Source organism: Verrucosispora sp. CNZ293, assembly GCF_002754655.1.
Genome location: NZ_PEFR01000001.1, coordinates 5,077,987 through 5,102,500, shown reverse-complemented (window position 1 = coordinate 5,102,500; position 24,514 = coordinate 5,077,987). Strand labels below are relative to the sequence as shown.

Here is a 24,514-nt window from a genome sequence, read left to right as displayed (position 1 = left end):
CCCAGCGAACGCCTTCACCACCGACCGGGGCCGGCAGCTGCACCAGCGCGAGCCCGGTCGGTTCCGTCGCGACCGGCTCACCGCCGTCCGCGACGCGTACGCCGGGATGCTCGCGCGGCTCGGCTGAGGCGCTCACCCGTCGGCTACCTCGGCTCATCCTCGTAGTTGCGAGGGTCGGTGAAGGTTCCCGGCGGCATCATCTGCGCCGGAGGCAGGTCGCCCAGTTCCACAGGGGTCAACCGGCCGACGAGGTATCCCATCGATCGTGCCACGCCCTGGAGCTTTCGTTCCCGGGCAGCCGAGGCGGGGACGCCGGGAGGCCCCACCAGATCCATCTCGTGCACGAAGTAGACGCTCCCGTCACTGGACTGCGTCGATATGACCAGGAGTCCGCCGGACGGGTTGGCGATCACCAGCCAGCTCGGCGACAGCCAGGGATCCCGGTGTACCCGCTGCGCGTGCACCAGGTCGAACGGCGGGTACTCCGGATGTACCCCGAACAGGGGTCGCTCCGGCAACAGACTGAACGGCACGCCGGGGATGTGATGCTCCACCTCCGGCTGCGCTCCGTTGTTCCGGCGCAGCCAGTCGCGGTAGCTCGGCGGCAGCCGGACCCCGAGCGCAGCTTCCAGCGCCCGGAGCTGTCCCTCATCCAGTTGTCCGTACGGTCGCAGCCGGGCCGGCTTCCACAGCCGCCCGCTCGGCGGCTCCAGCACCTCGTCCTCGTCCACCCGACGGACGGTGACCTTCCACTCGTCCGCACTGGCCATGTCGAGATCCGCGAAGCGCCAGGTCTCCTCGCCCACCGGGAAGGTCTCACCCAGGCTTACCTCATGGTGCGAGGAGTCCTCGCTCCAGTGGGCCATCGTGATGATCTCGGCCCGCACCGGCGGCCCTGCGTCGACCCAGCGCACCGCGACGCGGGCCGACCCGACGTCCATCGTCGCGTTGTTCTGGACGGTGGCAAAATGAGTAAACGAGCGCACCAGCTCTCCCGGCTCCTTCAGGGACGATCAGGCGTCAGGCATGTCATACGGCGCCGGCCACGCGCGCTTGCTCAAAGCTGCCCGTTCTCGTAGTTGCGAGGGTCCGTGAACGTCCCGGGCGGGTGGATCTCCACGGGGGGAAGGTGGTCCAGTTCCATCGGGGTCAACCGGCCGATGAACTCGTACATCGACCACGCCACCGCCCGCAGCTTCCGCTCTCGGGCGGCTGCGGCGGCCGGGTCAGGTGGTCCGACCAGGTCGAGCTCACTCACGAAATAGACGCTCTCGTTGCCCAACTCCGCCGAGACAACCAGCAGGCCACTGGCCGTACTCGCGATAACCAGCCAGGCTCGCGACAGCCAGGGGTCGCGGTGTCGACGCTGGGCGTGCACCAGGTCGAACGGGGGGTACTCGGGGTGGACGCCGAACAGCGGACCCGTCGGAAACAGGACGATCGGCATCCCCGGGATGTGGTGCATCACCTCGGGTTGCGCACCATTGTTGCGGCTGAGCCAGTCGCGGTAGCCGCGCGGCAGCTGGGCCCCCAGCGCGACCTCCAAGGACTGGAGCTGGGTCTCGTCGAGCTGGCCGTAGGGGCGTAGCCGAGCCCGCTTCCACAGCCGCCCGGTCGGCGGCTCCATCACCTCGCCCTCGTCCACCCGACGGACGGTGACCTTCCAGTCGTGGGCGCTGGACATGTCGAGGTCAGCGAAGCGCCACACTTCCTCGCCCACCGGGAAGGTCTCACCGAGCGTAACCTCGTAGGCGAAGCTCTCGTCGCGCTGGAATGGCATGACGATGATTTCGGCACGCACCGGCGGCCCGACATCGACCCAGCGCACCCCAAAGCGGGCCGGCCCGACAGGCGTCGTCGTGTTGTTGCGGACGGCGGCCACATGAGTAAACGAGCGCACCAGCTCTCTCCCGGTTCCCTCAGGCACGATCAGGTGTCCAACATGTCGTACAACGTCGGCTCGGCGGGAAGCACCAAGCCGAGCACGTCGCGGGCGATTCGTTCGGCCTCCGCACGGTCGACAGGTGCCGGCGTCGCCTGCCCCGGCACCACGCCGCCGACCGTCCAGTGCAGCGAGCGTTCCGGGCCGCCGACCTCGTACACCATCAGGCCAGCCACGCTACCGTCCCCGGCGAGCAACGCAAAGTAGTTGATCACGTACCTTTCGTCATCGAGGCGGGTGCGACCAAGGGTGCGCGGTGGCGAGGTGGGCTTAGCCAGCGGGCCGGCCTGATCGATCAGCGGAGAGTGGGGGCTGGGAACGGCCAGCGGGCGTTCGACGATCTGCTCGGCGGACGATCGGGGCGACGGCATGAGTGGCTGGACGTTCGCTACGGGGCCGCCGTACGCCGAAGGCTGCGGCGGAGCGGCAGTCGGTGACTGCTCCAGGTGCGCGCACCAAGGCACCATCAGGTCCAGCATTGCCCGCACCGACATTGGCGACGGATGCTCCTTGTTCCAGGGGTTACGTAGCTGCACCTGGCCGTCCCGCACCGCGAGAATCTCGTAGACGTGCTCATCCTCAAGCCCATAGGGCAAGGTGGTCCGCCCGGGGTACCTATCCAACGACCACGTCGCGATGGTGATCGGGCTGCCGGCGGCGAGCAGGGCCGTCAGGTGTCGCTCGACCGCCGCCTCCCGTCCCGGCGCGGCATCGAGGAGCGTCTGCCGGGCCGGCAGGCCGGTGAGTTGGGTGAGCAGCTCGGCCTGCATCAGGGTGGTGCTGCCGACGTTCAGCCGCGCGTACCCCATGGGGGCGGCACGGTGCGGGTCGTCCTTGCTCTCCCACCCGCGCCACTCGCGCTGCCACTGCTCGTGCCGCTCCCTGGTCCAGGTTCGGTCGACCGCAGCGAGCGCCTTCTCCAGCACCGCCGCCCACCCGACGCCGACCTCCGACTGGTCGGCATACGCGGCCCACGAACTGCCGGCGTGCACCGGGACGTCAGGGCGCACGTTGATCCGGATGCGCCGCCCGGTCGCCGCCGCACCGTTGCCACGCAACGCAGTTTCGTGCAGTAGGACGTCCACCGTGCCGTCCGGTCTCGGCTGGAACAGCTGGGGAATGCTCTGCGGTCGATGCCCGGCGAGCGCCGCCATCGTGGCCAACATCCCGCAGTCACCCAATATGCCCTGCTGCACCTGCGTCCGTCCCGGCGGGCCGTCGAAGAGCGGTGCCGGCTGGCCCGTTGCCGGGAACAGCGAGCGACCGTACTCGATCGGATACTCGGAATCTGGGTCCGGCAGCGTCACCCGGTCGGCGGCCACGACTACCTCGCCGGGGGTAACCGTCGGGAGGACCTCGACCTCGGCGTCCGGCTCGGACGGCATCATCGCCCGCAGCGCCTCGGTCAGCGCCGTCGGCACCAGCCCCATCCGCCGCGCGTCCGACTGGTAGTGGAAGCTGTGCGTGGCGAGCACCGCCATGGCGGCGGGATTCGACCCGTACTCGACGTTGAAGGCCGCATAGGTCCGCGATCGGTCCTCGGTCAGCAACGCGTGCCGGCCAGCGGGGGTGGTCAGGTCGTACGCGGGTACGGACCTCTCCAGGTCGAACTCAGGGGCGCCTTCGAGGGTGTACGGACGCAGGTCGAAGCGGCCGGTCAGGTCGACGTAGATGCCCTCGGCGGCGATCCGGTCGGCCAGTTGTGGGTCGAGTCTGCGGACCTGGTCCAGCAGGCTCGGCGGCAGGCCGATGAGCTGCCCGGCGAGGGCGGGCATTCGGGGCAGGGAGGACTGGCTCTGCTCCCCGTGCACGGCCAGCTCGCGCAGCTTCGCGGCCAGCTCGGCTGCGGGCGGTGGTTGGAAGTCGGGAGCGAGCCGGCCTCGGTAGTCGATGGCACGGAACCGCTCGACCATCGTCTGGTTGGGGTTGAATGCCAGGGCGCCGGCAACCGCCTCCGGTGTGATCACCGGCAGACTCAGCTGCATCACGTGGGTCCACACGTCGGCAGGCAGGACGGCGAGGCGGGCGGCAGCGTCGGGCGTACCCCAGCGGAGGCCCAGCCGGTCGACAAGGATGTCGATCTCGGCTCGCAGGGCGAGCCGGGCGGTGGGGTCGGCCTGTGCGTACCAGGCGGCCATCAGGCGCAGCTCGGCTATCCGACCCCGGTCCCGGACCGACAGGCCGCCCGGGTCGATCGGTACCTCGGTGGCGCCCTGGTCGAAGAGCCCGGACTGAGCCTCACCGGTCTCGTGCCGGGCCAGGAGTTCGGCGGCCTCGTGTGCCACGGCACGGTCGACCGCAGCGTCCGAGGCACGGTCGGAGACGGTGAGGGTGAAGGTGCCGTCCAGGTTGCGGATGGTCTGGGCCACCACGCCGCTGGCGAGCGCGGCGGCAGTGACCCGGACGCGCAGTGGCTCCAGGCCGGGCGCGCGTACCTCGAACACGTCGGGGCCGACCGCCACGACCTGGTCCGCGCCGACCGGCTCCGCCAGGGTGGGCAGCACCGTCCGGGCCCGGTCCATCACGGCCGGGGCGTCGGCGGCAGGGCGGCCCTGGCCGTGAAACTCCGAGCCGGGCAAGGCAGCAACTGTGCTGCGGGCCGGCTCGACGTGGGCGTACCAGGGGCTCATCAGGTCGAGGAAGGCGCGCAGTGGCATCGGCGCCGGGTGGCGGGAGTTCCACGGGTTGCGTAGCTGCACCTCGCCGTTCGCCACCGACACGATCTCGTACGCGTGCCCCGCGACCAGTCCGTACGGTGGCTTGCCGCCCGGCTGGGCAGCGTACGCGTCGGCCGGCCGGCTGCCGGTGATCAAAGGGCTGCCGGCGGCCAACAGGGCTGCCAGTCGCGCTTCGGCGTCGGCCTCCCGGCCCGGGGTCGGGTTGAGTTCGCTTACGCCGGTCGGTAGGCCGGTGAGCTGGCTGAGCAGCTCCGCCTGGGCCAGGCGGCTGCTGCCGTTGTCGAGCCGGGCGTAGCCGAGCGGGGCGGCCTGCGTGGCGTCCACGCCCGGCCGGGCCGTCCACTGCTGCTGCCACTGGTCGTGGCGCTGCTGGGTCCAGGTGCGGTCGATCGCCGCGATCGCCTTCTCCAGCAGCGACGCCCAGGACGCCCCGACGGTGGACTGGTCGGCGTACGCGCTGTGGCCGTTCGAGTTCGGGTGCAACGGCACGTCAGGGAAGACCGTCACCCGCAGCTGCCGACCGGTCGGCGTGATCACGCGATCTGGTCCGCTGGTCTCGTGCAGCACCACGTCGACCGAGCCGTCCGGGTTCGGGTGGAACATCTGCGCGATGGTGTCCGGCAGTTGACCGGCGACCGAGCCGATCACGGCGACCATTCCGCAGTCACCGAGTGCGCCCTGTTGGACGTCTTCCCGCTTCGGTGGCCCGTCGAACAGTGGTGGCGGTTGCCCGGTACGGGCGTCCAACGCCGGCCCGTAGACCGGACCCGGTTGGTTCGTCGACTCCGGTGGCAGGCTCACCCGGTCGGCCGCAACCCGGACCTCTCCGGACGGCTGCTGCGTCGCGGAGTTCTCCACGATCCCGGCGGTGGTGGTCGGTGCCGGGGTGATGCTGCGCAGTGCCTCGGTCAGGACGTCCGGCACCAGCCCCATCCACCTGGCGGTGCCCTGGTAGTGGAAGTCGTGTCCGGCGAGCAGCGCCGCCGCCTGGTCACCACGGAGTCCGCGCAGCGCGGCCCGGGCCCGCTGCCGGTCCTCGTGCAGTTGGGCGCGCCGCCCGGCTTCGGTGGTCAGGTCGAACGCCGGGCGTGCGGCGCCGAGGTCGACGGCGGGCACGCTCGGCACCATGTACGGGCGCAGGTCGTAGCGGCCGGTGAGGTCTACGTAGATGCCCTCGGTGGCGAGCCGGTCGGCGAGTTGCGGATCCACCGCGCGGATCCGGCCGAGCTGTGCCTGTGGGATGCCGACGATCTGCCCGGCGAACGCCGACATCCGTGGCATGCCGGATTGTGCGTGTTCGGCCTCGGTCGCCAGTTCCCGAAGCCGGGCATCCAGGTCAGCCTGGGGCGGCACCTGGAAGTCCGGCGCCAGCCGGGCCCGGTAGTCGAACATCCGGATTCGCTCGACATCGGTGAGGGTGGCGGCACCCGCCAGCACCCTGGAGACCGCGTCGGGCGTGATCGACGGCACGCTGAGCTGCATCAGGTGCGCCAGCACGTCACGTGGGATGAGTGCCCACCGCGACCGGACGTCCGGGTCACCGACACGTAGGCCGAGGTGGCCGGCGAGGGCGTCGATCTCGGCGCGCACGGCCGGTCGGGCGGCCGGGTCGGCGGCGGCGTACGTGGCGGCGAGCAGCCGGATCTCCGCCATCCGCCCCTGGTCGTGTGCGGTAAGTCCAGCCGGATCGATCGGGCCCTGCACGTTGCCCGGATCCAGCGGGCCGACAAGCGCCCGACCGGACTCGTGCAGCGCCGTCAGCTCGGCCACCTCGTGCGCGAGCGCCCGGGCCACCACCGGGTCGGCGGCCCGGTCGGACACGGTGACGGTGAAGGCGCCGTCCGGGTCGCGGTGCGACCGGGCCACCAGGCCGTCGCTCAACGGGCCACTTGTCAGCCGTACGGTCAACGGGTGTTGCCCGGCGGCACGGATCTCGAAGAGATCCGGTCCGACCGCTACCACCGCGTCCACCTGGGCGTACTGCGCCACCTGTGGCAACGCGGACCGGGCAAGATCCAGCACCGCCGTCGGGTCGGCCACCGGTCTGCCCAGACCGTGGAAGGTGGAGCCCGGAACGGCACCGGCAGTTATCGAGTCAGCCGTCGATACGCTGGCGTCATGGCCACGCCCGCCCACCTCTACGCCGCTATCCTCGCCGACCCCGACGACCTCGACCTGCGGCGACGCTACGCCGACGCCATCGCGGCCACCGACCCCGAGCGCGCCGAGCTGATCCGTCTCTACCTGGCCAAGGCTTACGGCACGCGGGAATCGATGTTCCTGCACCGGCGCATCCGCCCCCGGCTCGCCGAGCCGGTCACCCACCTGCTCAAGGCGTGGCAGTTGCGCAACGGCCTGGTCGAGTCGGTCACCATGGCCGCCCGCACCTTCGTCGACCACGGCGAGGAGGTCTGGGCGAGCCATCCCGTCCGCCACCTGGTCCTGGTCGAGGCCGCCGGACTCATGACGGAGGTCGCCCAGGTCGCCTGCCTCAACCGCCTGGTCGCCCTCGACCTGCGGGGAAACCCGATCGGCGACGAAGGGCTCACCGCGCTCGTCGACTCCCCGCACCTGGGCCGGCTGCGCTGGCTGGGCCTGGCCCGCTGCGGCATCGGCCCGGCCGGAGCCGAGGCCCTTGCCGCCACCCACAACCTGCCCGCGCTGCGTTACGTCGACATGCGACGCAACCTCGTTGAGGTCACCGCTCAAGGCTACGGGGAGCACATCGACGGATCGCCCGTCTGGGTCGAGATGCCCCCGCTGGGGCAGGAACTGATCGAGCGGTACGGCCCGCTGCCGTGGCTCGACATCCAGTGGGGCTGGGCGCTGCTCGGCGTCGTCCCCTGGGACCAGGTCTGACGGCGAGTCCAACGGTGCAGAGCTGCCGTCCTCGGGCGACGGGGTGGGCGAGACGCCGCGGTTGGCCTCGGCGATCCGTTGGGCATGGAAGCGGATGCTCGGTGGAATGCCCCGCGAGTCGTCCGGTAGTGCTACGGCCTGAAGCCTGACCGCCTCCCCCACGCTTTCGTCGACCTCGGCCAGGAGAGCGCCGGCCACAGCGGCACCGCCGAGGACTCTGAGATGGCCATTGCCGTCTCGCAGGCCCAGCACGTCGGGAACGGGATTGTCCACATCGAGGGAAGGACCCTCAAGCGCTGCCAGCTCCACCTCGGACAACAGAGTGTGCACGCCGCCGGGAAGTCGGGGCTCCTGCCCGATCGAGAGCACCACCCGGTCGTAGACCTGCTCGGTGCCGTCGCTGAACCTGACGACGAACGCTCCGTCGACGGTGTGCCGGATACCGACGACGCTGCGCAGCGACATGTCCGACACGCGGGCCCGGGCCGCCTCTGAGTACGCACCGAGGCCGGGCAGGTTGTTGCGTCGGTTGTCGCCGCCGCTGAAGCTGAGGTCCAGTTGCGCTCGGGCGTCCGCCACGGGATCACCCGTCACCCGATCGGCCGGTAGCGGCCTGGCCTGGGCCGACCAGTCGATACGCCCCGCCGTGGAGGCCGCAGCCTGCTCGATGTCCCACGCGCCGGACGGCCCCGCGCCGTAGACCAGCACCCGGTCGCCCGGCTGGTAGGTGTCGGCCAGGTTCTGCCCACCGAAGTCGACAGCCGGTGCGGCCGGGCGGGGGTCGGTGAACGAGCCATCCGGGGCGAGGCCGAGCCGGGCGGCGACCTCCTCGGGCAGCGTCCGTGGATCGACCGGAACGCCTGCCCGATCCTGGACCTGCCCGGTCAGGATGTCGACGGCGTGGCCGGAGGCCGGGTCGACGACCAGCGGATCCGTCGGCCGACCACCCAGATCGGTGAGTAGCGGCAGGTCCGAGGCACCCGTACCGGTGCCACCGAGGACGGCCCGTACGGTCGGGGGGAGTCCGTCCGGGTCGACGACCGCACCGGCGGGGTCGTGGAACACCGGCGTCTCCCCGGACCGGTCCACGCGGTAGCCGGTGGTCGGATCGACGTACTGACCGTCGGTGTTGGTCGGTGCGCTCGGCACTCGGGAGGGACCGGGACCTGTCGCGATGTCGAGCGACGCGGTGAAGACCTCCCGCCCGCCGATGGTCACCCGGAAGTTCGCGCCGGCGGGCCAGCCGGTGCCGTCAGCTGGGCGGGGCGTGACCGAGGTGGCCAGCCCCTGGTAGGTGGGCATGCCGCTGAGCGCCCGGGCCGCGCCCACCGCGTCGGCGAATACGTCGGAGGGGGTGAACTGGGTGCCCGCTTCGGCGAGGTCGGACGGTTGGAACGGCAGCCCGGGAAGTTCCAGCTCCGAGGGGACCTGCCCCATCAGCAGCGTCTGTCGCTCCGCCCACGGATCGTGCCCCTGCGAGACGCAGAGCACCGGCGGGAGGCCGGTGCCGGGGTCGGCGGGGGCTCCCAAGGTGACGAAGTCGGCGACGGCGGCCCACCCTCCGCCGATCACCAGCCGACCGAAGACGTGATCGGGTGCCGCGTCCAGCGCGGCGTCCACCCTGGCGGTAAGCGCGAGGTCGGCCTCGTTGCGTAGGGCGGTGGCCTGCTGGGCCCAGGCCCGGGCTTCGGCGCGGACTGCCGACTGCGTGGCCCGCAGCTCCGCGACGAGCTGTTGCCCGTCACTCTGCGCGAGACCGATCAGGCTGTCGATCTCCGGGGCATGGGTGCCGAGGTGGTCCCGGATCAGATCCAGACGTGCCTGGGCGGCCTTGGACCCGACCGCCGGCACGTTGTCACCGTGTCCGTGCACGGGGTGGACTGGCTCCTGCTCCAGCAGTCCGGAGGAGACGAGCAGACTCAACGCCTCGGCTCGCAGTTGACCGGCTCGGGCCGGATCGGACGTGGCGGCGCTGTCGGTGAGCACCACCCGCAGTTCGGCGAGGCGGCCCACGTCCCGTGCGGTGAGGGTCCGGGTTCCGCTGCCCTCCGGACGAGCGCCCTCGGCGAGCGCCGTGGTGGCGTCGATGCGCAGCCCCGCGGACCGATCCTGAGCGACGGTGTCCACCTCGGCCAGAGTCGCGGCGACCGCGCGCCGGACGTGGTCCGGGTGCGCCCCGGTCGACACCTGCACCACCGCACCGTCGGGGTGGTACTGAACGGTGGCGACGGGGACGAGCGGCACATCGGGTACCGGGGTGGCCAGTTCGATGCGTACCCGGTAAGGGCCGTCGAGCGTGTCCAGGGTGACAGTGCCGGTGGCCGGGTCGACGTGAGCGCGGACGGGCAGTGCCCCGCCGTCCACCGCAGCCTGGATGGCCTCACCGGTCCGCACGGGATCGGCGTCGAGCAGCGCGCCGCCGAAGGTCGTGCCGACGGCGGCCCGCCGGAGATCAGGTCCGCCGTCGTCGGTCGTGGAGCCGGCATCCCGTCCCGGAGGGTCACCGGGGCCGGTGGGGTCGATGGCCCCGGTCGGTTCGTCCGACGGCGTCGAGCCGTCGACCCAGGTCAGGCCGTCGGATTCACCTCGGGCCACACCTGCCGGCCCTTGATCCTGCCCTCGCGTCGCGCCTGCGCGTACTCCTCCATCACCCGACGCGGCGGCAGGCTGGTGTGTGCTGTGACCACTCCCGACCGGTCGATGATGTAGCTCCCCTGGCCCACGTGCGTCCCCGAGGCCCGCTCCTGCTCCGAGAGTCTCTCCCGGGCCAGCCAGCCGAACTCGAACTCCCGAAGCACTATCGGATTCCCGGTCCGCAGCAGTCGGCTGATCAGTGTCAGCGCCTCGTCCTCGGTCAACTCGCCCCTCTCCGTCAGGCACCATCATCGCCCAGAGGGCGTGGGTTTCCCGCACATCGGCGGCCGGCATCTCCGCCGACGTCGTCCCGGTCTGCGGATCCCACCACACCGGCGCGTCGGCACCCGCCGGAAAGACGATCACGAAGGCGTGCGAGCCGTCGACCTCGGGTTGACCGGTCTCGTCGAGGACCATGTTCCCGGCCGCGTCGAGGAACAGCCAGTCGGCCACCACCAGCGCCGACGCCCCCGGGCCGGCGTCCGCGACCTGCCGGTAAAGGTCGGCGTACTGGGTGGCCACCGCGTCGGTGCGGGCGGACAGCTCCGTCGGCAGGTTGCCGGTACCGCCGAGCCACTGCCCGCCGAGCCAGGCTTCGGCACGCTCCAGCCCACCCCGCTCGCCGGTGACGCGGTCGATCGAGCCGTCGTCGAACCGGTCCGCCCAGCGCGGTACGGACACCTGCGGGTCGCCGTGGAAGCTGGCAAGTGCCGCCAGAGCCGAGTCGAGGCAGTTGTTGGCGCGGCCGGGCTGCTCCGGGCCGCCGTCGTTGACGAGCTGCCCGTACGGGTGGGTCGACGGATCCGCGAAGACCGCGTACCCCTGCGGGGTGGCAAGGCTTGCCGCGAGATCGTCCTGGAAGCGGGGGTCCTCCAGTGGTGCCAGCTCACCCGGGCCGAACCGTCGGCTCTCCGGCAACGACGGGACGGGGGTGGCGGTCACCGCGCCGTCCGTCGATACGCTGCCGTCATGGCCACGCCCGCCGACCTCTACGCCGCCATCCTCGCCGACCCCGACGACCTCGGCCTGCGGCGACGCTACGCCGACGCCATCGAGGCCACCGACCCCGAGCACGCCGAGCTGATCCGCCTCGACCTCGACGGTGGGAGTACCCCACGACGTCTGCTGCTCCGGCGGAAGGTCGGACCGCGGCTCGCCCGTCCGGTCGAGCAGCTGGTCGACGACTGGCGGCTGCGCCGCGGTTTCGTCGAATCGTTCACCATGCGCGCCGACGCCTTCCTCGACCACGGGACCGAGGTCTGGCGTGCCGTTCCCGTCCGGCACCTGGTGCTGACCGACGTCGGCGGACACACCGCCGACATCGCCGCGTCGCCCCTGCTGGGCCACCTGGTCGGACTGGACCTGGGCGGAAACCCCATCGGTGACGTCGGCGTGCGGCACCTCGCTGGTTCCGGTTGTCTGGGCCGGTTGCGCTGGCTCGGTCTGTCCCGTTGCGACATCGGTGCCGACGGGGCCGAGGCGCTGGCCGCCAGCCGCAACCTCCCCCGCCTGCGCTACGTCCAGTTCGACCGCAACCGGGTCGAGATCCTGCCGTACGGCATCGGCCAGGACATCGACGGCCGACCGATCGCTGTCGAGGTGCCCGCTCTCGGGCAGCGTCTCCTGGACCGGTACGGACCGCTGCCCTGGCTCGACGTCCACTGGGCCTGGGAGGGCCCCCCGAGATACCACGACGTCTGAGGTGTCCGGCCCGGACGGGGTACGGGGTACGGTCGGGCCGTCACCTGGTGCGGCCGGCGGCGCCGGTCGGTTGGCCTCGGCGATCCGTTGAGCATGGAACCGGATGCTGGGCGCGATACCCCGGGAGTCGTCAGGTAGCGCGCTGGCCTGGGCTGCCAGGAGGGCACGTACCTCCGACGGGGTGGACGTCTCGGCGACCACACCCGGGGCGACACTGGCCGCACCGAGGACGCGGAGCCGCCCCGAGGCGTCCTGAAGGCCCAGCACGTCGGTTTCCGCGTCCGGAACGGCCACCGGTCCGTCCAACGGTTCCAGACCGAGCCCGGAGACCAGGTTGGCGACACCCCCGGGGAACTCGGCCGCCTGGCCGATCGAGAGCACAACCCGGTCGTACGTCTGTCGACTGCCGTCGGTGAACTCCACCAGGAAGCCACCCTCGACGGTGTGCCGGAGGCTGACGATCTCCCGCAGCGAGCGTTCGACCTGGCCCTGCACCGTGTCGGAGTAGGCACCGACATCGGGAAGCGTGTTCCGCCGGTTGTAGCCGCCGCCGAAGCTGTGCCGCAGGCGCGCCTCGGCGTCCTGGTCCGGGTCACCGGTGAGCTGGTCGGGCGGCGGGTTCATCTCGCGGGCCGACCAGTCGACGCTCGCGGCGGGCGACGCCACGGCCTGCTCGATGTCCCACGCACCGGATGCGCCGGCGCCGAAGACGAGCACCCGGTCGCCGGGGCGGTAGGCGTCGGCGAGGTTCTGCCCACCGAAGTCGACGGGCGGCGCGGACGGCCGGGGGTCACGGAAGGAGCCGTCCGGATCGAAGCCCAGCCGGGCTCCCACCTCGACCGGCACGGCACCGACGTCGACAGGCGTGCCGGCGGGGTCGAGAACCTGGCCGGTCGTGACGTCCACGGCGTACCCGGACGTCGGGTCGACCACAAGCGGATCGGTGGGTCGCCCGGCCAGATCCGCGAGCAGCGGCAGATCACCCCGGCTGGTGCCGGGGCCGCCGAGCACCGCTCGTACGGCCGGCGGCACGCTCTCCGGTGCGATCGGGTTGCCGTCCGGGTCCTGGAACCGGGTTACGGTGCCGGAGCGGTCGACCCGGTAGCCGGTGGTCGGGTCGACGTAGGCGCCGGTGGTGTCGGCCGGGACGCTCGGCACCCGCGACGGTCCCGGCCCGCTGGCGATGTCGACGGAGGTGGTGTAGAAGTCCCGACCGTTGACTGTCACTCGGAAGTTGGCGCCGTCGGGCCAGCCCGTGGCATCGGCCGGTCGGGGAGTGATCGAGGTCGCCGTGCCCTGATAGGTCGGCATGCCGGAGAGCGCCCGCGCCGCGCCCACCGCGTCGGCGAAGACGTCGGAGGGGGTGAACTGGGTGCCCTCCTCGGCCAGGTCGCCCGGTTGGAACGGCAGGCCGGGGATCTCCAGCTCCGACGGGACCTGCCCCATCAGCAGCGCCTGGCGTTCCGCCCACGGGTCGTGTCCCTGCGAGACGCAGAGCACCGGCGGCAGGCCGTGGCCGGCGTCCGGCGCGGCTCCCATGGTGACGAAGTCGGCGGTCGCGGCCCAGCCGCCACCGATGACGAGTCGGTCGAAGACGTGGTCCGGCGCCACGCCCAGGGTCGCGTCCACCCTGGCGGTCAGCGCGAGATCGGCCTGGTCACGCAGTTCCGTGGCCTGCTGTGCCCAGGCGCGGGCCTCAGCGCGGACAGCCGACTGGGCCGCGCGGATGTCTGCCACGAGCTGCTGGCCGTCGCTCTGCGCGAGCCCGATCAGGCTTTCCACCTCGGCGGCGAGGGGGCCCAGGTGATCGTGGATCAGGTCGAGACGGGCGCGGGCCGCTTCGGGCCCGACCACCGGCGTGTTGCTGCCGAGCCCGTGCACGATGTGCGCCGGCTCCTGTTCCAGGAGACCGGAGGCGACGAGCAGGCTGAGTGCTTCGGCGCGTAGTTGGCCGGCGATCCCCGGATCGGTGGCGGTGGAACTGTCGGCGAGCACCACCCGCAGCTCGGCCAGGTGGCCGATGTCACGCGCGGTCAACACGCGGGTGCCGTCGCCCTCCGGCCGGGCACCCTCGGCGAGGGCGGTGGTGGCGTCGAATCGCAGCCCCTCGGCCCGCTGCTGGGCGACGGTGTCCACTTCGGCGAGCGCCGCCGCGACCGCCCGCCGGACGTGGTCCGGGTGGGCGCTCGTCGACACCTGTACGACGGCCCCGTCGGGGGTGTGGTGGATGGTGGCCACCGGCACGACCGAGGCGCCCGCCGGCGCCGGGATCAACTCGACGCGTACCGGGTAGGGGCCGTCGATGGTGGTCAGGGTGACCGTGGCGGTGGCCGGGTCGGCGCTCGCCCCGTCGGGTAGTGGCCCTGCGGTCAGCGCCGCCTCGACGGCGATCGAGGTACGCCCGGGGTCGGCGTCGAGCAGCGCGCCGCCGAATGTCGTACCGGCTGCCGCCTGCCGCAGGTCGGGGCCGTCGGGGTCGGTCGAGGGCCCGGAGTCGCCCGGCGGCGGGCCGTCGCCGCCTGAGGGCCCGGCCGTGCCGACCGGCGGCGTCAGGCCGTCGGTTCCTCCGTCGGCCAGACCTGCCGACCCATCATCCGGCCCTCCCGGCGGGCCTGCGTGTACTCCGTGATCAGCAGCGGTACCGGCAGACTCATCTGCGCTGTGATCACTCCCGTCTGGTCGATGATGTAGCTCCCGTGGCCCAGTTGCCTGCCCTCCGCCCGTTCCTGCGGTGACAGCTGCTCCTTCGCCAGCCAGCCGAACTCGAACGGGTGCAGCTCCACCTCGTTCGCCGTGCCCAGCAGGCGTCTGATCAGCGTCAGCGCCTCGTCCTCCGTCATCCGACACCCTTTCCGCAGTGGTCTCCATCGACCACAGCGCATACGTCTGCGACAGGTACGCGGCTGGGGGCTGCGGCCACGTCGTCCCTCGTTGCGGATCCCACCAGACCGGTCCGTCGGCACCCTCGGGATACACCACGACGAAAGCGTGCGAGTCCTGAACCTGTACGTGCCCATTGTCGAGGACGAGTTCACCGGTGCGGGGATCCGTCCTGACCCATTCGGCCACAACGAGGGCAGCCGAACCCGGACCGGCCTCCGCGACACGCTGATGAAGCTGCGCGTACTGCTCGGCGACGGCCGCCGCGTGCTCGGCCGGTGTCGTGGGCAGCCCCTCCGACCCACCGGACCAGTCGACTCCGAGCCACTCCTCGGCTCGGTCGAGCCCACTCGCCTCGCCGGTAACAGTCTCGATCGAGCCGTCCGGACGGACGTCCGGCCAGCGGGGGAAGGACACCCTGGGGTCACCGAAGAAGCTGGACAGCGCCGAGAGCGAGGAGTCCAGACAGTTGTTGGCGCGCCCCGGCTGGTCCGGTCCACCGTCGTTGACCAGCTGCCCGTACGGATGGGTGGCGGGGTCGGCGAACAGCAGATACCCGTCCGGTGTACGCAGGCTCTGCTCGACGTCCCACTGGTGTCCCGGGTCCTCCAGCGGTGCCAGCTCGCCCGGCCCGAGCCGGCGGGTCTGCGCCAGCCCGTGGTCCGTGTCGAGCGGCACCGACGAGACAGGCCCGCCGGGAAGCTCGGTGGTCAGACCGCCGAGCGGCAGATCTCCGTCAGCTCGTCCTCCGTCGGCAACGGCACCGTCGTGAAGTGCGCCACCTGGCGCTCGGCCGTCGCCCGGTCGACCTGCTGAATCTCGTGGCGCTCCGGATTCGCCCACAGGATCGCCGCCGCCACGTCCGGACGGAACGTCCACGCCTGCTTCGGTCGGTCCCAGATCACCGCCTGGGTCGGCCCGGTGCTGTCCGCCTCCGCGATCAGGTTCACCGGCGGGCCGTCCGGATCCTCCGGTCTCCGGAGGAGGAAGTAGCCGAACGTCAGCGCTGCCATGCACGCCCCCCATCAGGTCAGGGTCCAGACCCGGCAGGTCGGACATGGCCAATCCTCGCGCGGCGAGCACGTCGGCGAACGTCAGGCCCTGCTGCCCGAGCCAGTCGAGGTACGACTCCCGGATGCTCGCTTGCCGCGGCGAAGCCATCCACTTCGCGAAGCTGGTGTCCTTGGGCGTGTCGAACCGGGCGCTGTCCATGCCCCCCGGCATGCTCGCCGCGATGCCGTTGGACTTGTTGACCGCCAGGATGTCGAGGAACGCGTGTACGCGGGCGGCCGGCGACTGCGCCGGGTCGCGCATCACCTCGTACTGGTCGTGGGTCTGCTTGCCGACGTGGTAGCTGGTGTCGGTCGGGAACTGCAGCTCGAAGGTACGCCCCGACGGTGCCGTCAGCGTGCAGTTCAGACCGAAGAACCGGTTCCCGGGGTGCCAGAAGTTCTTCAGGTCGGTGACCTGGTAGCCCTGGGCCTCCAACGAGGCGAGAAGAGCGTCCACCGCCGGCCCGTACGCCTCGGACTCCGGTCCCCGCACCGAGAACCGCACCACGTCGTTGACGGTGTCCAGCGCGGAGCCGACGTCGTACCCGAGGGGTTCCAGCTCGGTGCGGTACTTGCGGGCCAGGGACTCGGCACCCTTGACCCGGTGCTGCTCGCCGAGGGTGCTGAGCGCGTCGGCGCCGGTCAGTCCGAGCTGCGCGTTCACCTCGGCGTTGACGCTCTGCAGGTCGGCCAGGATCTGGTCGGCCTCCGCCGCCGCCTCGGTCAGGACGTCGAGCAGGGTGGCCCGGTCGGTGTCCGGCAGTCCGTCCAGGTAGGGACTCCCGACAGGGTCGCTGTCCGGTGCGGCGTCAGCGTCGCTCAGTCCGTCGGATCCGGGGCCGGCCAGACCTGCCGGCCGGTGATCCGGCCCTCCCGGCGGGCCGCCGCGTACCGTTTCATGATCAACGGTGGTGGCAGGCTGGGATGTACGGTCACCACTCCCGTCTGGTCGATGATGAAGACCCCCTGGCCCAGTTGCCGGCCCTGCGTCCGCTGCTGCGGGGAGAGCGTCTCCTGGGCTGCCCAGCCGAACTCGAACGGGAACACCGCCACCGGGTTGTCCGTCCCCAGCAGCCTGGTCATCAGTTGCCGGGCTTCCTCCCTGCTCATCGGCATGGGCGGGCTGCACCTCCATCGACCACAGGTTGTGCGTCAGTCCAACATAGTCGCCGGGCAGCGGATCGGTGGTGGTGCTGCCGAACTGCGGATCCCACCACACCGGCCCGTCCGCGCCTTCCGGAAAGACGAGCAGGAAGACGTGCTCACCGGCGGGCTGCGTGTTGCCCTCGGCGTCGAGCAGCGGGTCCCCGGTGTTCTCGTCGAACTGGATCCAGTCGACGGCGATGACCGCTGCCGCGCCCGGGCCCGCGTCGAGAACCCGCTGGTACAGCTGCTCATACTGGTCGGCGAGTGCGGCCGAACGCTCGGCGGGCGTACCCGGTAGAGCGTCGTTGTCGCCGGTCCACTCGCCGCCGATCCAAGCCTCGATCCGGCCGAAGCCGTTCAGCTCGCCGAGCGTCGTGTCGACCGTCCCGTCGTCGAGCCGGTCCGGCCAACGGGGGTGCGAGACCTGCGGGCCGCCGTAGAAGCTGGCCAGCGCCGCGAGGATGGTGTCGACACAGTTGTTGGCCCGGCCAGGCTGATCCGGCCCACCGTCGTTGATCAGCTGACCGTACGGATGAGTCGAGGGGTCGGCGTGGACCTCGTACCCCTCCGGGGTTCGCAGGCTGTCCTCGACATCGTCCTGGTACTGCGGATCCTCAAGTGGCGCCAACTGCTCCGGCCCGAACTGGCGCGTGTCCGGCATCGGCCAGCCCTGCATGTCCGGCCAGACGGCCGGCTCGGGATTCCCCTCTACCTCCGGATCCGGCGCGCCCTCAAGGCCCGGGTCGGGAACGTCCTCAGGATTCGGGCTGTCCGGCGTCACACCCGAGTCAGGCGGGACGGTCGGCGTCCCGTCGGAACTGTTCGGATCGGCCGGCGGTCCCTCTGGGTTGTTCGGGCCGGCGGGTGTCCCGTCGGGACTTGTCGGACCGCCCGGCGTACGGTCCGGGTTGTTCGGGTCGGCGGCTGCGCCGGGTCGGCCGATCGGGGAATCGTTCTGGTCCCGGCCTCCCGCCGGCACGTCGGCGGTCGAGGCCGGCGGGACCGGAGCCGGCGTGCTGGCCTCGGGCTGCGCCTGGCTGACCGGATCACCCTCGGCATCCAGCACGATCGCCCAGACATCCCCCACCTGGTCGGCGTAGAGCGGGTCACCATCGGAGATGCTCCTACGCTGGCCGTCCACCCAGATGACAGTGCCGTCGTGGTTCACCGCATTCCACGTGTGCGCCCGACCACTACCGTCCGGAGAACTTCCGATGATGATTGCCGCAGCACCGGGCCCAGCCGCTCGGAGAGCTTCAGCGACCGTGTCCAAGGCGATAGCACCGCTACCCTGATGGCCGAAGCTGGACCGCAACGCCTGCTCCTGCCGGGCCGTGCTGCCCCGCTCCACTTCGGCTGACGGGACCGTAGGTGCCGCTACCTCGGGACGGCCGTACCAGGCCGACAGGACGGAGAGCCCAACATCGGCGCAGTTCGTGTTGCGTCCCGGGACGGTCGGCCCACCATCGTTTAGCCGCCCGACCCATGAGCCGTCACGCGGATCCGGATGAACCGCTGGTCGTCCTGTGGCCGGGTCCCGAGGTATGGCCGCATCGAGCGCATCCTGGTCGGCTTGGTCCGGCGGCACCAGACCCTCCGGCTGCCCGTACGGTCGGCCGTCGCTCAGCGGGGGCCCATTGCCCACCACACCGGGTACGGGCGGCTGGTAGACAGTGACGTCACGATCCGGGTCGGTAATCGGGTCGATGTTGAAATCTGGCAGGACATGCGCGCACGATCGGCAAGGCGGCCGGTATCGCCCAAGCTCATACGTGACGCCGCCAGACCGAGCAGTGGCGATCTGATGCGTCACAATTTTGGCGCCTTGCAAAGAGTCCAGAGCGTACTGCTCGAAGTTGCCCGGCTCCCCAGCGTTTCGCCATTGCTGTTCAAGTAGGTAGAGCTGGTCGGAGAGTAGGGCAACTTCGGCGCATTTGCCATGTCCGCCGCCCTTACGCGTACCAAGCTTCGCCGCAGCACGGTCAAGCGCCGCCTGCACGAGCGGATGCACTGCCGGTTGGGTGGACGGATTGGTGCTCTTGTCGGCGGTCATGCTGGTGTGGGTCGTGATGCTGCCGTCAGGCATCAGCAGCGCACCGGCCATGCCGGGCTGCTTGCCCTTGGATATCGTGCCTGCCTTCACCTCTCGTCGGACAGTCTCGGCAAGCGTCCGTGACGCCTCGATCAGCGCACGCTCGGCTTCGGGACCGTTCGGATCACCGTCGACCGAGGTCGGAGCCAGCTGCCAGCTGTGGGTACCGCGGCCGGTCGGCCCCTCGGAACGTTTGAGGGTCTGCGGGTCGACCGGGCCGGTCGCGGTCGCGGGGCCGGGGTTTGTCGGCCCGCTCTGCAGGGTGCCGCTGCTGGTCGGCACCGGGATCACCACCGGACCGTCGGTGCTCTGCTGCGCCTGGTCGGTCCGCTCAGGGTTAGGGTCCGCAGCCGTGTCCGTGCCGGCGGGGGGAGTGACCTCGACAGGGGGCGTCGTCGACTCGATGCCCGCCGTCTGTGTCGGCACCGTCGGAGCGGACGGCTCGGCTGGCACCGGCGTCGTGTCCGGCCGAGTGCTGGACGGAGTCGGTTGGGCCGGGGTCTGCTGGGCCGGTGTTGTCGGCTGCTGGGTGGGCCCGACCTGCTGGGTGGGTCCGGCCGGCTGAGCCGGGTTGGTCGTGTTCGGACCAGCGGCTGGTGCGAGGGAGATCGAGCCGGCCGTGTTGGCCGCTGTCGGATTGACCGCCGGTCCGACCGGTGTGCCGCGGCCGGGCGTCGGTTGCGTGGCGGTGTTGCCGGAGGGCTGCTGCGTGCCCGTGGTCGGTGTACTGCTCGTGGTCGGCGTCGAGGCGCTTGGAGTGTTCGCCACCTGCGGGCCGGTCGTGACAGGTGTGCCGCTGGTGGGCGCAGGGTTCGTCGTGGCGGTCGGGCCCGTGGACGCGGGGGTGCCGGGAGGTGTCCCTACCGTCGGAGCGGCGGGCGCCGCCGTTACCGGGGCTGTGGCAGGCGTACCGGGCAGCACGGCAGGTGGTGCGTCCGCGTTGACGGAAGGACTTGCCGCGTCGACCGGCCCGGCGTCGGTGACGGCAGGCACCGGGCTGTCGGTCACCGTTGCACCGGACCGGGTAGAGCCGTCGCTGGGCGGCGTGGCGGTCACGTCCGACGGTGCGCCCGTGACCAGCCCACCGTCGGCCCGAACCGTCGCTGCGCTCGTCGTCCGGTCGCTGACGCTGGTGTCGGTGCCGAGGTCCGTGCTGGTCCGGTCGGTGCCAGATTCGGTGACCGACGCACTTCGGCCTTCCGGGCCGCCTGTTCGGTCGTTTGTGGGGGTGCCGCCATCGCCGACGACCGGGGTGCCGTCCGGCGTCGTGGCCGCCACGTCGCCGGGCGCTCCCACCGGGATCCCGGTGGAGTCGTCGACCCGCGACGGGTCGCCGACCGGCGCCGTGTCCCCGGTCGGCGCACCGCCATCCACCGCGAGTGCACCGGAGACATCGTTCGTCGGCGCCGCCGAACCGTCCGCCGACGGAGGCGCGAGGCTGATCGAGCCCGCTCCGCTGTCGGGGACCGTGCCGGTGCCGTTCTGGCTCGCGCCGCCGCCTGTGTCGGTCGTCCCGGCACCGGAGGTAACGCCCGCGCCGTTGGAAGTCCCGGCACTGTCCGAGCCGGAGCCGCCGACGCTCGTCCCGGAGTTACTCCCGGTGGGGACCGAACCGCCGTCCGATGCCGATCCCGTGCCGCCACCGGTCGCGCCGGCACCCGACGTGGAGCCACCGCCAGTCGAGCCGGCACCGGCGCCGTTGGCACCTCCGCCGAGGTCACCCAGGCCACCGACGCCGTTTGCGTCTCCGGCACCGGCGCCGGGATCTGCCCCGCCGACAGGGCCGGCATTCGGCGCGACGCCGAGCCCCATCCCGCCGAGGAGCGCGTTCGTGCCGCGCGCCATCAGGTTGCCGGTGGCACCACCGGCGAGGGTCGCACCGGTACGGCCGGCACCGCTGGCGAAACCGCCCAGGAACGCATCCGCACCGGGCATGGCCCACTGCCCGTTGATCGTGCCGTTGGCGAGCACGCTGGCGGCCGGCGAGACGACGGCGTTCTGGGCACCGGAGGCGAGACTCGTACTGCTCCAGCGGACCAGGCCACTGCCCCGGAAGGAAAGCTGTGACGGACTGAAGGAGAACGGCATCCGGGGTGCCACCCGCCGACCAGCCCAGCTCATGCCGGTGCCGAGCACCGCGCCATAGGCGCCGCCCACACCGGCGGTGAGGGTGCGGTTGCCGTCCCACTGACGCCGCTCGCCGCTGTGCATCTGGTACGCCTGAGCACCCACATCGATGATCAGCTCTTCGCCGATCTCCTCCACCAACTCGCGGCCGAGTCGGTTGAGGCCCTGCCGGAAGCCCTGGCTGGTGACCGCCTGGCCGATCCGGGTGCCGGCCAGACGCAGAGCGGCCCGCATTCCCGCCCGGGTCAGCAGTTGTCGACCCATCTGAGCGATCAACCGCCGGAAGGCGATCGTCACTGCCTGTCGACCGCCAGCCAGGATGCCCGGGATGGCACCCGCCGACACCCCACCCAGCCAGGCCATCAGCAGCGCGACGAAAACCGCGATGACGGTGATGATGACCGCGATCAGCACTGTCAGCTTCGCGTACTCGATCTCCAGAGCCGCCTGGTCGCAGCCGGCGGCGTACGCGGCCGAAATCTCCTGAATCAGCGGCAGACCGGTGTTCGGGTCCACCCCGATCTGGTTCCACAGCCCGCCGAACGCCTCGCCGGCACCGCCGCCCCAGCTCTGCAGGATCTTCATGACCGCCGGATCGGCCTGGCCGAGCGTCTCGCTTACCGTGTCGGCCAACGCCTGCCACGCGTCGGCCAACTCCCGCATCCGGTCCTCGTCGCCGCTGGGCCACGCCTCACCGGCACTCACCCAGCAAATGGCGTCCCAGACCCACGCGTACTCGCCCAGCGAGTTCCTGGGATTGGGTACCGCCACCCCGATAGCCCCTCTGTCCGATGTCGACCCGTAGCGGGTGAGCTGCTACTTGTCGTCGCCGCCGAACAGCGTCTTGACCATGTCGTCGGTGTCGACGGTGCCCTCGACCGCCCCCTTGACGGTGGGCCCCAGCACCTCGACCAGTGGCACGAGATCCGCGGCGAGGTCGAGGACCCGCTGCGCCGGCTGATCGTCGCCGCCGAGATAGTTCTTGTTGAACTCGTTGCCCGGCTCGTCGTCACCCCAGGGCCGGTCGCCGTTCAGCGTCCCGATCGTCGCGGCGAGGTTCTGCCAGGTCATGGCGAGCCGAGCGCCGGCCGCACCGAGCTCGTTGGCGCCCTCCAGGGCAGCGTCAGGCTTGACGAATGTTTCGCGCAGCTCGCTCATCGTCTCTCCTCCCCGGGCAGTTCGCTGTCCAGCTGACGGAAGATGCCGTCGAGATCGTGGTCGATGTAGGCCTGGAACTGACTGTCCGGTACGAACGGTCGAACCAGCTTCTCGACCTCCGCCATGGCCTGTTCGGTCGCCCGCCGGATCGTCTCGGTGACGGTGGCGGAGAGCTCCTTGGAGTTGGGCCGACGGTAGATCCGCGGGTCGAACTCGACCTTCGTCACCTGACCACGGGGACCGACAGTCACGGTGACCAGGCCGTCTTCGGAGGTGACAGTGGCCTTCACCGTCTTGAGCTGCTGCTGCAGGTCACCGACGCCGGAGCGCATCCGCTCGAACTGCGCCATCAGCTCGTCGGCACGGGCGCGAAGCGCCTGTACGTCCATGGCGTGTTCCTCCCCGCGCAGGTCTGATCCGCCGCCCACGCCCGGGCGTGACAGCTCGACCATACTGAATGGGCACGACATCGGCGTGCCCGGTCTGGCGGCCACCCGCGGCTAGGATGCAGCGGGACCGGTTGACGGGAGGCGTGCAGACATGTTCCGGGACCGTCCTGTGACGACGTTCGCGCTGGTGGGGACACTCCTGGCCACTGCGTTGACGATTCCCGTCGCGAGCCAGGCGGCTGCCGCACCGGCGATTTGCGATAATCCGAGCGATCCGGGAGAGGTCAACACCGAGACGCCCTGGCATCAGCGGTGGCTCGCCCCGCAGCGAGTGTGGCCGTTCAGCACCGGCGCGGGAGTGCGGGTGGCGGTCGTCGACTCCGGCACCGACAGCAGCCACCCCCAGCTGACCGGTCGGGTGACAAGCGGCTTCGACGCCCTGCGCGGCGCGCCCGGGGGCGACGTGGACTGCGTGTCCCACGGCACCGCCGTGGCCAGCATCATCGCCGCCGGCCGACAGGACGGGGTGGGGTTCCACGGCCTGGCACCGGACGTCACGATCATGCCGATCCGGGTCAGTGAACGCAACGCCAACGATGGCCCGGGCGCCGGCGGTGACACCGTCACCGGGGCCGTCTTCGCGGAGGCGATCAGGCACGCGGTCGACGACGGCGCCGATGTGATCAACTTGTCGGTGACGCTCTACCAGCCGGACCGGGACGTCGAGCAGGCCGTCCGCTACGCGCTGGAGAAGGACGTCGTGGTGGTGGCCGCCGCCGGCAACAAGCATCAGGACGGTGCCCGCCCCGATCCGTTGCCCTACCCCGCGGCCTACGACGGCGTGATCGGCGTGGGCGCCATCGACCAGTACGGTGCCCGGATCCGGCAGTCGCAGATCGGGCCGTACGTGGACATCAGTGCCCCGGGCGGTGCGGTGGTGGCCGCTACCCGGCTGTTCGGACACGGAGCCTACGACGGCACCAGTTTCGCCGCCCCGATGGTGAGTGCGACAGCCGCACTTGTCCGCGCGGCGGAGCCCAACCTGTCGGCCCGGGAGGTCACCCGACGAATACTGGCCACCGCCGATCCGGCCCGGGGCGACGCCGCGCGCGGCTACGGCAGCGGGGTGGTGAACCCGTACCGGGCGGTCACCGAACGGCTGACCACCGGGGCACCGGTGGCCCAACCTCCGCTGCCCGACGTGCCGTACGACGCAGCGGCGCAGGCGCGCGCGGAGCGCTGGGCGCTGTTCGGTCGGCTGGCCCTCTGGATCGGCATCGGGCTTGCCGCGATGGCGGTCGGAGTCGCGGTGCTGGCCACGTTGCTGCCACGCGGTCGCCGCACACGGTGGCAGCCCACCCGCCCGCCGGCGCCACCGCCGACCGATCCCGAGATCGACGAACCCGAGGAGATCTTCTTCCGGGTACCGAACTCGATGCCGCGCGGGTGACAGCGGCGTAGGCGGAACCCGTCGGACGGTGACCGCTGCTTGCGGCACAGACGACGATGGCCCGGCGCGGGCCGGGCCATCGGTGCTGCGGGTCTACGTTTCAGCCGCCGAACTTCGCGCGGTTCGCCGCCTCGCGGGCCTGCATCTTCCCGGCCGACTCGCGCAGCGCCTTCTCGATCCGACCAAGCAGGTCACGAAGGTCGTTGGCGGCCGACTCCCACTCAGTCTGCCGCTGGAAGTACGCCTCTTTGGCGTCACCATCCCAGGTGGCCAGCAGCGGTGCGATGCCGGACTTGAGCCCGTCCAGTTCTCCAGTCATGTTCCGGACCGCACCGTTGCAGCTGTCGGCCGCGGCGTTCAGCCCGGCGAAGTTGTACCGAATCTCCGTCATGAGTCTTCTCCCCCG

At 71.3% G+C, this 24,514-nt stretch carries 8 protein-coding genes and 2 pseudogenes (1 of these 10 cut by a window edge); 3 read left to right on the top strand and 7 right to left on the bottom strand.

The genetic code is table 11. The features are described from left to right. Positions 1-127: the 3' portion of a hypothetical protein gene (locus CLT74_RS23275; protein WP_099848829.1), read on the top strand. The gene continues 416 nt to the left of window position 1, outside the view; 127 of the gene's 543 nt are visible here — the last part of the coding sequence; its start codon lies off the left edge, out of view; it ends in the stop codon at positions 125-127. A 16-nt stretch (positions 128-143) separates the two neighbouring features. Here the strand turns inward: CLT74_RS23275 and CLT74_RS23270 are convergent, their stop codons facing one another. From CLT74_RS23270 to CLT74_RS31535, 3 genes and pseudogenes are all read right to left on the bottom strand, one after another. Further along, positions 144-941, bottom strand: a complete 798-nt coding sequence (locus tag CLT74_RS23270; protein WP_099848827.1) for an SMI1/KNR4 family protein — start codon at positions 939-941, stop codon at positions 144-146. A 116-nt stretch (positions 942-1,057) separates the two neighbouring features. Further along, entirely contained in the window at positions 1,058-1,882 is an 825-nt protein-coding gene (locus CLT74_RS23265; RefSeq protein WP_486582755.1) for a DUF6406 domain-containing protein, read from the bottom strand. 47 nt (positions 1,883-1,929) lie between these two features. Beyond that, positions 1,930-5,325, bottom strand: a pseudogene (locus CLT74_RS31535) (C2 family cysteine protease); the annotation flags it as partial. 1,413 nt (positions 5,326-6,738) lie between these two features. Here CLT74_RS31535 and CLT74_RS31530 point away from each other — a divergent pair. Continuing rightward, complete coding sequence (locus tag CLT74_RS31530; protein WP_099852698.1) at positions 6,739-7,479, top strand: hypothetical protein; 741 nt, start codon at positions 6,739-6,741, stop codon at positions 7,477-7,479. A 2,952-nt stretch (positions 7,480-10,431) separates the two neighbouring features. Here the strand turns inward: CLT74_RS31530 and CLT74_RS31525 are convergent. The 3 genes and pseudogenes from CLT74_RS31525 to CLT74_RS23210 form a co-directional block, all read right to left on the bottom strand. After that, positions 10,432-21,882 (bottom strand): annotated as a pseudogene (locus CLT74_RS31525) (toxin glutamine deamidase domain-containing protein); the annotation flags it as partial. 45 nt (positions 21,883-21,927) lie between these two features. After that, positions 21,928-22,269, bottom strand: a complete 342-nt coding sequence (locus CLT74_RS23215; protein WP_099848825.1) for a hypothetical protein — start codon at positions 22,267-22,269, stop codon at positions 21,928-21,930. Continuing rightward, positions 22,266-22,658, bottom strand: coding sequence for a YbaB/EbfC family nucleoid-associated protein (locus CLT74_RS23210; RefSeq protein WP_099852692.1), 393 nt, complete (start codon positions 22,656-22,658; stop codon positions 22,266-22,268). The genes CLT74_RS23215 and CLT74_RS23210 overlap by 4 nt, the downstream gene beginning before the upstream one ends. A gap of 151 nt (positions 22,659-22,809) precedes the next feature. Between CLT74_RS23210 and mycP the strand changes: the two genes are divergently transcribed. Next, positions 22,810-24,108, top strand: a complete 1,299-nt coding sequence (mycP, locus tag CLT74_RS23205; protein ID WP_099848823.1) for a type VII secretion-associated serine protease mycosin — start codon at positions 22,810-22,812, stop codon at positions 24,106-24,108. 100 nt (positions 24,109-24,208) lie between these two features. Here mycP and CLT74_RS23200 read toward each other — a convergent pair whose 3' ends face one another. Beyond that, on the bottom strand, positions 24,209-24,499 hold the full coding sequence (locus CLT74_RS23200; RefSeq protein WP_099848821.1) for a WXG100 family type VII secretion target: 291 nt from the start codon (positions 24,497-24,499) through the stop codon (positions 24,209-24,211). Positions 24,500-24,514 lie beyond the last annotated feature (15 nt).

What these genes read in the sequence shown, in the direction of transcription:
- CLT74_RS23270 (WP_099848827.1), bottom strand. Translation starts at nt 941, where the DNA reads ATGGACGTCGGGTCGGCCCGCGTCGCGGTGCGCTGGGTCGACGCAGGG.
- CLT74_RS31530 (WP_099852698.1), top strand. Translation starts at nt 6,739, where the DNA reads ATGGCCACGCCCGCCCACCTCTACGCCGCTATCCTCGCCGACCCCGAC.
- CLT74_RS23215 (WP_099848825.1), bottom strand. Translation starts at nt 22,269, where the DNA reads ATGAGCGAGCTGCGCGAAACATTCGTCAAGCCTGACGCTGCCCTGGAG.
- CLT74_RS23210 (WP_099852692.1), bottom strand. Translation starts at nt 22,658, where the DNA reads ATGGACGTACAGGCGCTTCGCGCCCGTGCCGACGAGCTGATGGCGCAG.
- mycP (WP_099848823.1), top strand. Translation starts at nt 22,810, where the DNA reads ATGTTCCGGGACCGTCCTGTGACGACGTTCGCGCTGGTGGGGACACTC.
- CLT74_RS23200 (WP_099848821.1), bottom strand. Translation starts at nt 24,499, where the DNA reads ATGACGGAGATTCGGTACAACTTCGCCGGGCTGAACGCCGCGGCCGAC.